The 15,280-nt window shown below is 59.1% G+C and carries 17 protein-coding genes; 3 read left to right on the top strand and 14 right to left on the bottom strand.

The genetic code is table 11. The features are described from left to right. Nucleotides 1-11 precede the first annotated feature (11 nt). From FAY22_RS20785 to FAY22_RS20770, 4 genes are all read right to left on the bottom strand, one after another. Entirely contained in the window at nucleotides 12-395 is a 384-nt protein-coding gene (locus FAY22_RS20785; protein WP_146332691.1) for a hypothetical protein, read from the bottom strand. A gap of 100 nt (nucleotides 396-495) precedes the next feature. Beyond that, entirely contained in the window at nucleotides 496-1,647 is a 1,152-nt protein-coding gene (ccsB, locus tag FAY22_RS20780; protein ID WP_146332689.1) for a c-type cytochrome biogenesis protein CcsB, read from the bottom strand. An 87-nt stretch (nucleotides 1,648-1,734) separates the two neighbouring features. After that, nucleotides 1,735-3,843 (bottom strand): cytochrome c biogenesis protein ResB, encoded by a 2,109-nt coding sequence (locus FAY22_RS20775; RefSeq protein WP_146332687.1) that lies wholly within the window; start codon nucleotides 3,841-3,843, stop codon nucleotides 1,735-1,737. Between the two features lie 76 nt (nucleotides 3,844-3,919). Further along, complete coding sequence (locus tag FAY22_RS20770; RefSeq protein WP_146332685.1) at nucleotides 3,920-4,579, bottom strand: cytochrome c; 660 nt, start codon at nucleotides 4,577-4,579, stop codon at nucleotides 3,920-3,922. A gap of 156 nt (nucleotides 4,580-4,735) precedes the next feature. Between FAY22_RS20770 and yihA the strand changes: the two genes are divergently transcribed. The 3 genes from yihA (at nucleotide 4,736) to FAY22_RS20755 (ending at nucleotide 7,836) form a co-directional block, all read left to right on the top strand. Then, nucleotides 4,736-5,434 carry a ribosome biogenesis GTP-binding protein YihA/YsxC gene (gene yihA / locus FAY22_RS20765; protein WP_146333566.1) on the top strand — a complete coding sequence of 233 codons (699 nt, stop codon included), beginning with the start codon at nucleotides 4,736-4,738 and terminating at the stop codon, nucleotides 5,432-5,434. A 207-nt stretch (nucleotides 5,435-5,641) separates the two neighbouring features. Beyond that, a complete protein-coding gene (hemB, locus tag FAY22_RS20760) occupies nucleotides 5,642-6,655 on the top strand; it encodes a porphobilinogen synthase (protein ID WP_146332683.1) in 1,014 nt (337 codons plus the stop codon). Between the two features lie 92 nt (nucleotides 6,656-6,747). After that, nucleotides 6,748-7,836 (top strand): magnesium transporter CorA family protein, encoded by a 1,089-nt coding sequence (locus FAY22_RS20755; protein WP_146332681.1) that lies wholly within the window; start codon nucleotides 6,748-6,750, stop codon nucleotides 7,834-7,836. A 55-nt stretch (nucleotides 7,837-7,891) separates the two neighbouring features. Here FAY22_RS20755 and dsbD read toward each other — a convergent pair whose 3' ends face one another. The 10 genes from dsbD to rpmJ form a co-directional block, all read right to left on the bottom strand. After that, complete coding sequence (gene dsbD / locus FAY22_RS20750; RefSeq protein WP_246860593.1) at nucleotides 7,892-9,616, bottom strand: protein-disulfide reductase DsbD; 1,725 nt, start codon at nucleotides 9,614-9,616, stop codon at nucleotides 7,892-7,894. A gap of 67 nt (nucleotides 9,617-9,683) precedes the next feature. Further along, nucleotides 9,684-10,016 carry a divalent-cation tolerance protein CutA gene (gene cutA / locus FAY22_RS20745; RefSeq protein ID WP_146332677.1) on the bottom strand — a complete coding sequence of 111 codons (333 nt, stop codon included), beginning with the start codon at nucleotides 10,014-10,016 and terminating at the stop codon, nucleotides 9,684-9,686. 28 nt (nucleotides 10,017-10,044) lie between these two features. Further along, a complete protein-coding gene (locus FAY22_RS20740) occupies nucleotides 10,045-10,830 on the bottom strand; it encodes an ABC transporter permease (protein ID WP_146332675.1) in 786 nt (261 codons plus the stop codon). 1 nt (nucleotide 10,831) lies between these two features. Beyond that, entirely contained in the window at nucleotides 10,832-11,764 is a 933-nt protein-coding gene (locus FAY22_RS20735; protein WP_146332673.1) for an ATP-binding cassette domain-containing protein, read from the bottom strand. Nucleotides 11,765-11,941: 177 nt separating this feature from the next. After that, on the bottom strand, nucleotides 11,942-12,337 hold the full coding sequence (rplQ, locus tag FAY22_RS20730) for a 50S ribosomal protein L17 (protein ID WP_146332671.1): 396 nt from the start codon (nucleotides 12,335-12,337) through the stop codon (nucleotides 11,942-11,944). 120 nt (nucleotides 12,338-12,457) lie between these two features. Next, a complete protein-coding gene (gene rpoA / locus FAY22_RS20725) occupies nucleotides 12,458-13,435 on the bottom strand; it encodes a DNA-directed RNA polymerase subunit alpha (RefSeq protein WP_146332669.1) in 978 nt (325 codons plus the stop codon). A gap of 96 nt (nucleotides 13,436-13,531) precedes the next feature. Next, nucleotides 13,532-14,155: a 30S ribosomal protein S4 gene (gene rpsD, locus FAY22_RS20720; protein ID WP_146332667.1), complete on the bottom strand. Its 624-nt coding sequence runs from the start codon at nucleotides 14,153-14,155 to the stop codon at nucleotides 13,532-13,534. A gap of 154 nt (nucleotides 14,156-14,309) precedes the next feature. Beyond that, nucleotides 14,310-14,714: a 30S ribosomal protein S11 gene (gene rpsK, locus FAY22_RS20715; RefSeq protein ID WP_040039200.1), complete on the bottom strand. Its 405-nt coding sequence runs from the start codon at nucleotides 14,712-14,714 to the stop codon at nucleotides 14,310-14,312. A 42-nt stretch (nucleotides 14,715-14,756) separates the two neighbouring features. After that, on the bottom strand, nucleotides 14,757-15,122 hold the full coding sequence (rpsM, locus tag FAY22_RS20710; protein ID WP_146332665.1) for a 30S ribosomal protein S13: 366 nt from the start codon (nucleotides 15,120-15,122) through the stop codon (nucleotides 14,757-14,759). A gap of 27 nt (nucleotides 15,123-15,149) precedes the next feature. After that, a complete protein-coding gene (rpmJ, locus tag FAY22_RS20705; RefSeq protein WP_014004415.1) occupies nucleotides 15,150-15,263 on the bottom strand; it encodes a 50S ribosomal protein L36 in 114 nt (37 codons plus the stop codon). Nucleotides 15,264-15,280: the final 17 nt, after the last annotated feature.

Genomic DNA, 15,280 nt, shown 5'->3' with positions numbered 1-15,280 from the left:
CTGGATAGGCGTTACGGCTTGGCGGCGTGCCAGACGTTCTTGACGCCGTCGCCAGTCTTGTCGCCCGGCTTCTTGTCGTTGACCCACTGGTACAGCGGCTTGCCCTTGTACGCCCACTGCTTCTTGCCGTCATCGCGCTTGACGATGCTGTAGTCGCCGCTGGGCTGGTCGCCGTCCTCGGCCTGCAAGGGCGGCCAGTTGGTGGCGCAGGGGCCGTTGCAGGCGCTCTTGCCGCTGCCGGCGGCATCGTTGTCGAAGGTATAGAGAGTCATGCCGGCAGGGGTCGTCAAGACGCCGTCCGACGCCTTTGCCGGCGTCGCCGCCGATGCGATGCTTGAATAGCCGGCCAGGGCGGCCAGGGCGGTGGTGACGATAAATACGGAAACAGTTTTCATGGGATCCTCGCTTGACTGGTTGATCACGCGTGCCGATGCAACTTGCACAACTGGTAAACAAGCGGGCGCGAGGATTTATTCCATCCCCATGAAAATTTTGTTAAAGCTGCCCGTAGGAATGCAAGCCGGACAAGAACATGTTTACGCCCAGGAAAGCAAACGTGGTGACCAGCAAGCCGATCAATGCCCACCACGCGGCCACCTGTCCGCGCAAGCCTTTCATCAGGCGCATGTGCAGCCAGGCCGCGTAGTTGAGCCAGACGATCAGCGCCCAGGTTTCCTTCGGGTCCCACGACCAGTAGCCGCCCCACGCCTCGGCCGCCCACAATGCGCCGAGAATGGTCGCGATCGTGAAGAAGGCAAAACCGACGGCGATGGCCTTGTACATCACGTCGTCGAGGACGTCGAGCGCGGGCAAGCGATCGGCAAACACCCCTTTCGATTTCAGAAGGTAGGCGGCCGATACCATCGCCGCCAGCGAGAACGTGCCGTACCCGATGAAATTGGCCGGCACGTGGATCTTCATCCACCAGCTCTGCAGCGCCGGCACCAGCGGCTGGATCTGCGAGGCTTCGCGGTTGACGGTGTACCACAGCAGGAAGCCGACCGCCGCCGAAATCACCAGCAGCACGAACGGCCCCAGCTGGCGCGTCGCATAATGCTGTTCGTAATACAGGTAGAACAGCGCGGTGATCAGGGAAAACAAGACGAACACTTCATACAGGTTCGAAATCGGAATATGGCCGACGTCGGTGCCGATCAGGTAAGACTCGTACCAGCGCGCCAGCATGCCGGTGAATCCCATCACCACCGCCGCCCAGCACAGCTTGCTTCCGACCGCACCGCCGAAATCGGAGCGGGTCAGCAAGCCGCCCCAGTAGAACAGCGTCGACAGGAAAAACAGCGTGCTCATCCACAGCACGGCGGACTGGCTGGACAAGCCATACTTGAGCAGGAACTTCTGGTTGGCTGCGTCCAGCACGCCGCCATACAGCGAGATCGACGACAGCGCCAGTACCGCCAGCAGCGCGATCAGCCAGCGCACCGGCTTCCAATGCCATCCGAGCCAGGCGAAGGTCGGCGCGGACAGCACCAGGATCGCCTTTTCATAGTAATCCATGTGGGCGCCGAAGCGACTCAGCGCAAACAGCACGCCGGCCGCCAGCGCCGCGCCATAGACCCAGTCGAGGACCGACAGGCGCCGGAAAAAGCCCGGCGGCGGGGAATAGATTTGCGATTGTGTTAATTCCATTACTTTTCTCCACGCCACCTCCGGCAACGGGCCGAAGTGGCATTGTGCTACGAAGATATTGCTACGGCGAGGCGTCTGGGCGACAGCTTACGCCGATTGCGCCAGCCGCGCTTTCAGCGCCTCGAATTCCTTCTCGAAGTCGAGCGTCTTGCGCTGCGTGCTCATGGCCATCAGCGCATGCGACTTGCCATCCATATCCGATTTCAGCCAGATCCACAGGCGCCGCTCGCGGATATAGAACATCGCAAACACGCCGAGCGTCAGCAACAGGCAACCGAGATACACGACTTTCTTGCCGGGCGAACGCGTCACTTGCAGCACGGAGGCTTTGACTTCCTGAAAGTCCTTGAGTTGCAGATAGACCGGCGCGCCATAGAAGAACGCGTCCGACATGGCATTCGTCGCCAGCTGCAGGAAACGTCCGTTCTTTTCGTCGGCGGCGGCCGGCGGCACGCCGTCCTTCTCGCGCGCAGCTTGCCACAGTTCCCACAGGCTGCCGTTCAGGATGCGCATGAACACCTCGGCAGCCTTTTCCTGCTCGGCGGCGGGCAGTTTTTCAAGGAAGTGCGCGACGGCGAAATAGCCGCCCTCCTTTCCCTCGCCGGCAAAGATTTCCAAGCCACGCACGGCGGACTTCTGTAACTGGCTGCGCAGCCTTTCCGCATCGCCCTTGGGATCGGGCAAGGCATGCAACGCGTACCGCGTCGCCGCCTGCTCGCGCAAGGCCGGATTGAACAGCGCGGCCCGCAGACGCATCCACTCGTCGACGCTGCCCTTGTCGTCGGCGGGAATGCGCAGATAGCGGAACGGTTCATTGGGCGAGTCGCGCATGCCGGTCAGAAAAACGCTGGCGCCGTCCAGCAGCACGGGCTGCATGTAGTTGTGATACTCGCGCGCCTGCCCCGTCTTGTCGCGCAGCTTGTACTGCACGCTGGGCCCCACGTTCTTCAAGTCCTTGCTGTTGGCATTCTTCGCGCCCGAGCCGAGCTGCTTGTCCAGGCCGGCGGCGAATCGTTCATTGAAGCTTTTGCCGGTATCGACGGCGCGCACATCCTGGCCGTCCCGCGCCATGTTTTCGACGTTAAACGGACGGAACCCCGACCATTCGATCGTGTAGTCTTCCCCCGCTTGGCTTCCAAGCGCGGTGGTGCCGCCGACTTCGCCCGCCAGGGAAACGGTGTCGCGCTGCGTTCCAGTCATCGGATAGCCCAGCAGCTTGAGCTTGCTGCCGCCATCGTCGAAACTTGACTGATAGACGGCAACCCCCTTGTAAATCAGCGGCTCGTTGACCTTGATCGTTGCCGGGAAAGACTTGCCGGTTTCACGGTCATGCACCACGACCTCGCTGGCAAACAGCTTGGGCATGCCGGTCGAGTAATGCTCGACGATAAATTTTTTCAGCTCAATCGTAAACGGCAAGTCCTGCACCAGCACGCCGTTTTGGCGGGCAATGATGGCGGTGCTGCTGCTGGCGCCCTCGGGAATGAAGGTATTGCCGCGGAAAGTGGGATTGTTCAGCCCCAGACGATGCTGCGGCGCGATGTCGGAAATGACGCCGCCGCCGGCAAACGGCGTCTTGTTGTCAAACCACTCCTGGAAGCGGATCGGTAGGTCGGAATCGAGCAAGCCGCCGATGCAGATGATGACGATCGCGCTATGGGCAAAGATGTAGCCCCATTTGTTGCCCGCGCCGCGCTTGGCGGCGATCAGCACCGCTTCCTTCTTGTCGACCACCTTCACCTGGTAGCCGTCGCCGGCGACGCGCTCGGCCAGTTGCTTGGTCAACGCGGCCAGCGGCGCCGACGAGCTCCACTCCAGCTTGTGGTGGAAGTTGCGCAGCGAATGTTCGCGCACGTTTTCCCGCCAGCTGCGCATATCCTTGAGCATCTTCGGCGTGTTGCGCACGATGCACAATGATGTCGACACCACCAGGAATGCCATGATCAGCAGGAACCACCAGGCCGAATAAACGGCATACAACCCGAGCTTGTCGAACACCTCGAACCAGAACGGCCCGAACTGGTTGACATAGTTCGTCATCGGCTCGTTCTGCTTGAGCACGGTGCCGATCACCGACGCTACCGCGATCAGGGTCAGCAGGCTGATGGCAAAGCGCATCGACGAAATCAGTTCGACGGCGTCCGCCAGCCAGCGACGCTCGGTCTTCAATTGCAACCCGGAGGTACTTACGCTCATGTATTTCTACTTCCAAAAGAAAAAGGGGGCGGCTTTTGCCACCCCCTCCATCATTTTTTTACCGCTATTGGTTGGATTACTTCAAGCCAGCGACATAGTCTGCCACAGCTTGGATTTCCTCGTCGGACATGCGCTTGGCGATGGTCGTCATTTGCGGGCTGTTCTTGCGCGTGCCGGCGCGGAAGGCCGTCAGCTGCGCCGCCGTGTATTCCTGATGCTGGCCAGCCAGGCGCGGGAACTGCGCCGGAATGCCGTCGCCGCTGGCGCCATGGCAGCCTGCGCAGGCGGGAACGTTCTTTTCAGCGATGCCGCCACGGTAAATCTTCTTGCCTGCTTCGACCGTTTCCTTGTTCTTGGCAGCGCCCGGCTGGACGGTCTGCTTGTCGAGGTAAGCGGCCACATTCTTCATGTCCGCTTCGGTCAAGCCGTTGGCAATCGAACTCATCACCGGGTTGTTGCGTTGCGGCGTCTTGAAATCGGCCAGTTGCTTGGCGATATAGGCGTCATGCTGGGCTGCCAGCTTCGGATTCTGTGCAATGGTCGAGTTGCCTGCCGCACCATGGCAAGCCACGCATGCCGGAATGTTGCGAGCATTGTCGCCAGTGCTGTACAGCGCTTCGCCTTTGGCCGCATCAGCCTTTGGCGCCTTGTTTTCTTCTGCTGCGTATGCGATGGAAGAAACCGCCAACATCGCAACGAACAACGACTTCACACACGGTAAAAACGCACGGTTCATTCAAACACCCTGAGACTTGATATTAAAATTCTGGCCCGTACAGCGGTCTGACTATTGCACCACTGGCCTTTTGCGGCGCAACATAGCAATAACCCCTTATTGTACAATAGCTTTGAAGCATTTTTACCTCCTCTCGCTGCAATTTCTGGTCTCTCTATGTCCCTACTTTGGCAAGCCCGTTTCTTCACGACCGTGAATCACCTCCGCGACTTGCCAAAAACGCAAGCTCCTGAAATCGCCTTTGCCGGACGCTCGAACGCCGGCAAGTCGACTGCGATCAACATCCTGTGCAACCAGAAGCGACTGGCGTTCGCGTCCAAGACGCCCGGGCGCACCCAGCACATCAACTATTTTTCCATCGGTGGCGCGCATGTCGGGCAGCACCGGAACGATCCGACCATCGTCGAAGAAATCCGCGGCATGCTGGTCGACTTGCCGGGCTACGGTTATGCCGAAGTGCCGGGCGATGCGAAACTGCACTGGAATCAGCTGCTCGGAAACTACATCCAGTCCCGCCCGCAATTGGCCGCACTGGTCCTGATCATGGATGCGCGCCGGCCGTTCACGGAGCTGGATGTGCAGATGCTGGAATGGTTTGCGCCGACCGGCAAGCCGGTTCATTGCCTGCTGACCAAGGCGGACAAGCTCAACCGCAATGATTCGACCAATGCCTTGCGGCTTGCGCGCACCGTTCTGAACAGCTATGTTGATGCGCAAGGTCAACCACTTCCCTTTTCCGTGCAACTTTTCTCTGCATTGAAACGCACCGGTATCGATGAAGCAAACGACCGCATCATCGCATTGCTTGGGCTAGGCGAGGAGAGCGCGGGAACGCAGCAAGATGCCGACCAATAAGCCTCTTGCTGAAGACAAAAAAAACCCTGGAGAAAGGGGAAGATCTCCAGGGTAGTAACGCCTTATCGCTAATGCCACGATAGGCCCCGCTCAGGGAGGAGAAGCGGGAGGTGAGTGATCACCTATGCATATGATGAACGTCGAACGAAAAAGTTTCAGACATTTCTAAAAAGTTTAGCCACTCGTTTTAACTCTCCGAAAGCCGCTATGACCAACTCCCTGTCCACCCATCAGTTCCCGGCCGTTCGCATGCGCCGCATGCGCAAGGATGCCTTTTCCCGCGCGATGATGCGCGAGCACGTGCTTACCGCCGCCGACTTGATCTATCCAGTGTTCATCCTGGATGGGAAAAATCAGCGCGAACAAGTGGCATCGATGCCGGGCGTGGAACGCCTGTCCGTGGATTTGCTCCTGGCTGTGGCAGAAGAGTGCGTTGCGCTCGGCATTCCGGTCATTGCGCTGTTTCCCGTCATTGATGCATCGCTGAAGACTCCGGACGGCATCGAAGCGATCAATCCGGAGGGGCTGGTGCCGCGCGCGGTGCGCGAACTGAAGCAGCGCTTCCCGGAGCTCGGCATCCTGACCGATGTCGCGCTCGACCCCTACACCAGCCACGGCCAGGACGGGGTGATCAACGCCGACGGCTACGTGCTCAACGATGAAACCAAGGCGATCCTGACCAAACAGGCGTTGACGCATGCGCAAGCCGGCGTGGACATCGTCGCTCCGTCCGACATGATGGACGGCCGCATCGGCGCGATCCGCGAGGCGCTGGAATCGCAAGGCCATATCTACACCCGCATCATGGCGTACTCCGCCAAGTACGCTTCGGCGTTCTACGGCCCGTTCCGCGACGCGGTGGGCTCCGCAGCCAATCTGGGCAAGAGCAACAAGGCGACCTACCAGATGGACCCTGCCAACAGCGATGAAGCATTGCGTGAAGTGGCTCTCGACTTGGCCGAAGGCGCGGACATGGTGATGGTCAAGCCCGGCATGCCCTACCTCGACATCGTGCGGCGCGTGAAAGACGAGTTCAAGGTGCCGACCTTCGCCTATCAGGTCAGCGGCGAATACGCGATGATCAAGGCGGCGGCTCAAAACGGCTGGCTCGACCACGACAAGACCATGATGGAAGCCATGCTCGCCTTCAAGCGCGCCGGCGCCGACGGCGTATTGACCTATTTTGCACGCGACGTAGCGCGCATCCTGAAGGCGAACTGATCGATCCGGCCGGGTGCGCCACGATGGCGGCGGACGGCATGGCTCGGCTGCTACAATGAGCCGGCACGCAGCAATCCGCCCCGCCGCCATTCATGGACATCTTTCATATCAGTAGCACCCAGGCCGTCCTACTGCAGGACATCTCGGCTGTTCCTTCACCCGGCTTTCTCTGGCTGGACGCGACGCACGACGAAGTGACTGCCGACGTCAACGCCTGGCGCGATACTGTCGAACGCGCCACCGGCGTGCATATTTACGATCTTCACCTGAGCGACGCCGTCAACCTCTCGCACCCCTCCTACTTCGATGCGACTCAGGATTACGCGCTGATGGTGTTCCGCAAGCTTGCACTGGCCGCCGACAAATCCGATGCGGACCAAGCAAAGCGCCGCATTCCGCCCGCGCTGAGCAAGCTCGACACCAAGCCGGTCACCTTCCTGTTAATGGACAATGCGCTCGTAACCGTGCATGCGGAGAACAGCCGAACGATCGACGCCATGCGCAGCCGCCTGCTGGAGGCCAGGAACAAGCGCGAAGGCGCGACCTACGCGAACCGCCCGCCCGCATCGGCGGAAGAATTGATGCTGCGACTGCTCAACGCGATGGTCGATCAATATCTTGCATTGCGCCAGCCACTGACAGCTCAGATCGACCGGTGGCAGCGTGCCCTGCTCAATCCCCGCAGCCTGTTCAACGACTGGACGGCGCTGCTCGACGCCCGCATCGAATTGCGCAAGCTCGACCAACTGTCCGAAGGACAGCACGACGCGGTGCAGGAGCTGCGCGACTATCTAATCGACAGCCACAGTGGCGGCGACGGCCGCGCCAAGGACATGCTACTGGTGCGCGCCAACGACGTCATGGAGCACATCGCGCGCGTGCTCAATCATGCGCGCCGGCTGGAGTCGACGATCGAGTCAGCGGTGCAGATCCACTTTTCCGCGATGGCCCATCGCACCAGCGAAATCATGCGCACGCTGACGGTGATCACCGCACTATTCATGCCGCTGACGCTCATTACAGGCATTTTCGGTATGAATTTCGTCGACATGCCGCTGATAAAAGGCAGGGATGGATTCTGGATCGCGATGGCGTTGATGGCCGCGATCGTGGTCGTGCTGTTGTTCGTGTTCCGGCGAAAACGCTATTTGGATGACGGTGGACTGAACGGCGACCAATAAAAAAGCGCTCCTTCCGGAGCGCCTTTCCCATCCTTTCCGCTAAAGACAAGCGCGTTCAGGACTTGTTCGCATTATGCAGCGAGCGCAGAAACTTGTCCGCGTCCTGGTAGCCGATCACCCGGGCGTCCTGGAGCTCCCGTCCCTGCTTGTCGAAGAAAATGATGCCGGGAGGGCCGAACAGCTTAAAGCGCTTGAGCAGCGCCTTGTCATCGTCGTTATTAGCCGTCACATCTGCCTGAACCAGCACCATATGGGCAAATTGCGCCTGAACGCGCGGATCACTGAATGTCAGCTTTTCCATTTCCTTGCACGATACGCACCAGTCGGCATAAAAATCGAGCATGACCGTCTTGCCATTAGCGCGCATGATCGCAGCATCGAGCTCCTGCACCGACTTCACGCGCGTGAATTCAGCCTTTTTCGCCGGGCTTGTCAGATGTGCCAGCGGCGCAAGCGCATCGCGCCCGCCGGTGGCTGCGCCCACCAGTTGCACCAGCCCCAACAGCGCAAACGCCACGCCGACCGCCTTGGACACCCAGCCCCACTGCTTGAGCCACACAAGATAGACGCCATAGCCGATGCCCAGCGCCGCCCACCCCAGCATCGGCAACCAGCCGGGAAGCACCGGCGAAACGATCCACACCGCCAAGCCCAGCATCAGCACGCCAAAGAAGAACTTCACCGACTCCATCCATGCGCCTGCGCGCGGCAGCAAGGCACCGGCGGATACACCAATCAGCAGCAAGGGCACGCTCATGCCGATGGCCATCGCAAAAAGCGCGCTGCCGCCGATCACCACGTCGCGCGTCTGGCTGATGTAAAGCAACGCACCGGCCAGCGGCGCCGCCACGCAGGGGCCGACGATCAGCGCAGACATCGCGCCCATCACAAACACGCCGATCATCTTGCCAGAGGCCTGGCGGTCGGAGGCCTTCATCAGCTTGTGCTGGATCGCCGCCGGCACCTGCAATTGATAAACGCCGAACATCGACAATGACAGCACCGCCATCAGGGTTGCGAATGTTCCCAGCGCCCATGGATTCTGCAGCGTTGCGGCCAGCCCTTCGCCGACCAGGCCAGCGGCGACGCCGAGCGCGGTATAGATCAACGCCATGCCGAGCGAATACGCCACCGACAGCGCAAGACCGCGTCCGCGGCTCACCTGCGAGCCTTCACCGACAATGATCGACGACAGGATCGGTACCATCGGCAAGACGCAAGGCGTCAACGACAAGCCGACGCCCAGCAGCAGGAAGAGCGGCAGGATAGCAACCAGGCGACCGCTCTTGAGCGCTGCTTCGATCCGTCCCATCTCGGTGTCCTGCGAATCGCCCGCGGCGGCCGCGACCGCCCCACTCGCCGCCGCAACCTGCCCGACGCCATTCGTCGACAATGTCGCCTGCGACTCCATCGGCGCATAGCACAAGCCCTTGTCGGCGCAGCCCTGGCCTGTCGCCGTCAGGGTAAAGCTGCCCTCGGCCTCCACCGGCACCCTGATCGTTACCTCCCGATGGTAGATTTCGACGTTTTTCTGGAAGGTGTCGTCGAATTTTACTTTCCCCGGCGGGATCACCGGCTCGCCAAGCTTGCCGCCCTCGGCCTTGAAGGCAAATCGCTCGCGGTACATGTAGTAGCCGTCCGCGATCTTGTACGTCACCTCGGCAGTGCGGGCATCGATCATTTTTGCGGAAAACTGGAATGCCTTCTCGGGTTCGAGAAAATCATCCGCTGCATGAGAAAGCGGCGCACTCAATAGCGCCCAGACGACAGCTAGGGCCATCGGCAAAGATGCGAGAAGGGATCGCAAGCTCGATAGCGGTTGCGCGCGCATGCATCTTTTGGACATGTTAAACATCGATTTCCTTTTGAGATTCTTGTGCCACCCAGTCAAGATAGGCTGGCAAGCCGGCCACGACGGACGTTGCGACGATTTCCGGGACGTCGTAGGGATGCCCGGACTTGATTGCTTCTTCCAAAGCAGCATAGCGCTCCGGCGTCGTCTTGATCAGCAATGTCACTTCATTGGCCTGCTCGACGGCCCCCTGCCAGCGATAGACCGAACGCACGCCCGGCAGCATGTTCACGCAGGCGGCCAGGCGCCGCTCCACCAGGGCGCGCGCCATCGCCTGCGCTGATGCTTCGTCGGGCAGGTTGGTCCATACCAGGAGCGCTTGTTGCATGGTCGGCCTTTACGTTCGAAACTTACAGTTATTTCAGCAAGCGGCGGCGTGTAAATATCGTCGCGATATAAAAACCGACTACGCAGTACACGACCAGAACCGCGATGTCGGCCAGCGGTGTGGGCGGCCATTCACCCAGAATCAGCGGCCGCACCAGGTTCACCGCTGCCCCCAAGGGCAGCAGCTTTGAAACGAGCTGCAGCCAAGGCGGTAGTTGGGTGGTCGGATAATACACGCCTGACAAAAAGATCATCGGCGTCAGCACCAGCGTGAAATAGTAGGTAAAGAAGTCATACCCGCGCGCCACGGCGTTCATGATCAACCCGATCGACGCAAAAGTCATGCCGATCAAAAACATCAGCGGCAGCACCGCCAATGTATGCGGATGCAGTCCGATGCCAAGCATGAAAATCACCAGCAGGATGGCGATGCCGGAAAAAAGTGACTTGCTGGCTGCCCATAGCATTTCGGCCAGTACCACGTCATCCAGCGCCAGCGGTGCATTCAACAGCGCATCCCAGGTCTTTTGCACATGCATGCGTGAAAACGCCGAATACAAGGACTCGAACGACGCCGCCATCATGATCGACATACAGATCGAACCCGATGCCAGGAACTGGATATAGGGAATGCCGTTCACCGATTGCAGCAGGCTGCCCAGGCCATAGCCAAACGCGACCAGGGTAATCAGCGGTTCGGCGATGTTGCCGACGATGCTGGCGATCGCCAGCTTTTTCCAGACGAGGAAATTGCGCCGCCAGATCGGGAAAAATCGCAGCGAAAATACGGGAAATGCAAAACTGGATGCCGCCATCTCAGTCCCTCATTTCCCTGCCGGTGAGCTTCAAAAACAAATCCTCCAGGTTGGCCGGGCGGTGCAGGTAACGTACGCCTTGCATATCATGCAAGCTTTGCAGCAAGGGTTGCGCGTCATTGGTATAGCAGAATATCGTTTCTCCGCTAACCTCGATGCGCGCCGCCTTCGAGCGCCCTTCATCGTTGCCCCAGGCACGCGCGTTGTCGCCGTACACTTCGACCACCTCGGCCTCGATATGTTGCGCGATGAGATCCCGGGGCGATCCTTCCGCAATCATCTGGCCGTGATCGATCACGGCCAGCCGGTTGCACAAGCGCTCCGCCTCATCCATGAAGTGGGTGGTCAAGACAATCGTCTTGCCTTCGCCGAGCAGAGTCTTCAAACGGTCCCAGATCATGTGGCGCGCCTGAGGATCAAGTCCGGTGGTTGGCTCATCCATGAAGATCAGATCGGGGTCGTTAATCAGTGCGCGTGCCAGCGTCAGGCGGCGCTTCATCCCGCCGGACAGCTCGCCGATCTGCGCATCCTTCTTCGCGGTGAGATTCGCAAAGTCGAGCAGTTTCGGAATGCGAGAATAGATCTGATCGTCGCTTGCGCCGAAATACCTGCCGAACACTAGCAGATTTTCCGCAACCGTGAAGTCCGGATCAAGATTATCCGCCTGCGGCACAACACCGACACGTAGCCGTGCCGATCGCGCTTCATCTGGAACACGTTTTCCCACAAGGGTGATTTCGCCGCTGTCGGGCGCAGTCAAGCCGAGACAAAGACGTAAGGTCGTCGTTTTCCCCGCGCCGTTCGGCCCCAGCAATCCGTAGCACTCGCCGCGACGAAGTGCGAACGAAAGACCGTCCACCACCATGTGCCGCGACGCGCCGTTTCCATAGGATTTACGCAAATTCACGACGGCCAAAATGCCGGGTTCAGTCATGCTGCGCCAATACTCCATTCAAAAAGAAACATCTTGCCATAAACATGGCACCGGCATTACGCCCGCATTCCGGAATGGGAAGTCAATCCATCGCCCGAATGCAGTCAGTAAAAAAAGCAAAAAAGCCAGGCGACGCCTGGCTTTTTCGATCTGCTTCGCTCAGCGAGCAGCAGGTACTTATTCCGCGGTCGGAACTTCTGCTGCGTCGCTGACTTCCGGACGGTCAACCAGCTCGACGAACGCCATCGGCGCATTGTCGCCCTGACGGAAACCCATCTTCAGGATACGCAGGTAGCCGCCGTTACGGCCGGCATAACGCGGGCCCAGTTCGGCAAACAGCTTGAGGACGATTTCACGATCGCGCAGGCGATTGAAGGCCAGGCGTTTGTTCGACAGGTTGTCGGTCTTACCCAGGGTGAGGATCGGTTCGACGACGCGGCGCAGTTCCTTTGCCTTCGGCAGAGTGGTCTTGATCGCTTCGTGACGCAGCAGCGAAACAGTCATGTTGCGCAACATGGCGAGGCGGTGCGACGAAGTACGATTGAGCTTACGGAGGCCGTGACGATGACGCATGTTATTTCCTTTCAGTTTCGAGTTTTAGGTCCAGCTCTTCTATCGATCGGCATTCGCCGAACGCGGGCCGGTGTCTTGTGGTTGGTACTACAGAATGAATGGGAGCAAGCTCCCATCCGATTACTTCTCCAAACCGGCCGGCGGCCAGTTTTCGAGCTTCATGCCCAGGGTCAGACCACGCGACGCCAGCACTTCCTTGATTTCATTCAGGGACTTGCGGCCGAGGTTCGGGGTCTTGAGCAATTCGTTTTCGCTGCGCTGAATCAGATCGCCGATGTAGTAAATGTTCTCGGCCTTCAGGCAGTTTGCGGAACGAACGGTGAGCTCCAGATCGTCGACCGGGCGCAGCAGGATCGGGTCGACTGCCGGTGCGCGCGACGGTGCTTCGGCAGCAGCCTCGGTGCCTTCCAGCGCGGCGAACACGTTCAGTTGATCGACCAGCACCCGGGCCGATTGGCGAATCGCTTCTTCCGGCGAAATCACGCCGTTGGTCTCGATGTTCATTACCAGCTTATCGAGGTCGGTACGCTGTTCCACGCGGGCAGATTCGACGGCGTAGGACACGCGACGTACCGGCGAGAACGACGCATCCAGGATGATGCGGCCAATAGTCTTGTTCGCATCTTCCGACAGACGACGCACATTACCCGGTACATAGCCGCGGCCCTTTTCGACCTTGATCTGCATGTCCAGCTTGCCACCAGCGGTCAGATGAGCGATGACATGATCCGGATTGATGAGCTCTACGTCATGCGGCAGGTCGATGTCGGAAGCCAGCACGGCGCCTTCGCCTTCCTTCTTCAGGTTCAGCGTCACTTCGTCGCGGTTGTGCAGCTTGAACACGACGCCTTTGAGATTCAGCAGCATGTCGACAACGTCTTCCTGCACGCCGTCAAGCGAAGAATACTCGTGCACGACGCCAGCGATCGTCACTTCGGTCGGCGCGTAGCCCACCATCGACGACAGCAGCACGCGGCGCAGCGCGTTGCCCAGGGTGTGGCCGTAGCCACGCTCGAACGGCTCCATCACGACTTTGGCGTGACCGGCACCGAGTGCCTCAACTTCGATAATACGGGGCTTCAACAGACTGTTTTGCATGAAATGTCCTTTTCAATACCCTCGGCTCGTTACACCGATAAGGCTGATGGCATTACAAAAAAACCCACCTCGGCGAGGTGGGCGGGAATTGCGGGATTAGCGGGAATACAATTCAACGATCAGCGATTCGTTGACATCATTTGCAATTTCGCTGCGATCCGGCATCGACTTGAAGGTGCCTTCCATCTTCTTGGCGTCGACCGACACCCACGACGGCATGCCGCTTTGCTCGGCCAGCGACAGAGCTTCAACGATACGGGCCTGCTTCTTGGCCTTTTCGCGCACGGCGACCACGTCGCCGGTCTTGACCATATAGGAAGCGATATTGACGACCTCACCGTTCACGGTCAGTGCCTTGTGGCTGACCAGCTGACGCGCTTCTGCGCGAGTCGAACCGAAGCCCATGCGGTATGCGACGTTGTCGAGACGGGATTCCAGCAGCTTGAGCAGGTTTTCACCGGTATTGCCCTTGCGGCGGTCTGCTTCGGCGAAGTAGCGGCGGAACTGGCGCTCGAGGATGCCATACATGCGCTTGACCTTCTGCTTTTCACGCAGCTGGTTGCCGTAGTCGGAAGTACGTGCACCGGAAGTGCGGCCATGCTGACCCGGCTTGGAATCCAGCTTACACTTGGAATCCAGCGAGCGACGGGTGCTCTTCAGGAACAGGTCGGTGCCTTCACGGCGGGAGAGTTTAGCTTTCGGTCCAATATAACGTGCCACGTTAATTTCCTTTTATTGAATGACGCCCCGACCAAATCGGAATGATTTGCCAGGCGCTAGTCTGATCCTCATGCAATCAGACGGTGGTCTTAAGAACAAAACCCGCCAAGTTTCGTTGGCGGGCATTTTACTGCAACTTCAACTTCTGCGCGAATTAGATGCGACGGCGCTTCGGCGGACGGCAGCCGTTATGCGGCACCGGGGTCACATCTTGAATCTGCGTAATCTTGATACCGAGGCCGTTCAGCGCACGAACTGCCGACTCGCGCCCCGGGCCCGGGCCCTTGATACGAACTTCGAGGTTCTTTACGCCACACTCAATTGCCACCCGCCCAGCTGCTTCAGCCGCAACCTGCGCTGCGAACGGGGTCGACTTACGCGATCCCTTGAAGCCTGCGCCGCCAGACGTTGCCCACGACAGAGCATTGCCCTGACGATCAGTGATGGTGATGATGGTGTTGTTGAAGGACGCGTGAATATGCGCGACGCCTTCTGCAACATTCTTCTTAACTTTCTTGCGCACGCGTGCTGCTGCGGCTGCGTTAGGGGCTTTTGCCATGTTGATTTCCTTGAATCCGACTACAAGTCAAACTACGCTGGATTATTTCTTCAGCGACTGCGCTGCTTTGCGCGGGCCCTTGCGGGTACGTGCGTTCGTACGAGTACGCTGGCCGCGAACCGGCAGGCCCTTACGATGACGCAGGCCACGATAGCACCCGAGGTCCATCAAACGCTTAATGTTCATCGACACTTCACGACGCAGGTCACCTTCGACGACGAACGTGCCGATCGCGTCGCGCAGCTTTTCCAGCTCGTTATCGTCCAGATCCTTGACCTTTTTAGTGGTCGGAACACCTGTCTGCTCACAGATTTCCTGCGCGCGCGGACGGCCAATACCATAAATCGCTGTCAAGCCGATAACGGTGTGTTGGTGATTGGGGATATTCACCCCTGCAATACGTGCCATTCGTTATTCCTCGATCAATAACGTTAATTAACCCTGGCGCTGCTTGTGACGCGGTTCGGTGCAAATAACACGAACAACGCCTTTGCGCTTGATGATTTTGCAGTTGCGGCAGATCCGCTTGACTGACGCGAGCACTTTCATTTTTGCCCTCTTTCTTT

Origin of the sequence: Noviherbaspirillum sp. UKPF54, from assembly GCF_007874125.1 — a bacterium.
Taxonomy (GTDB): domain Bacteria; phylum Pseudomonadota; class Gammaproteobacteria; order Burkholderiales; family Burkholderiaceae_D; genus Noviherbaspirillum.
Note: the sequence above shows the minus strand (reverse complement) of the source record. Positions and strands in the feature narration are given on the sequence as shown.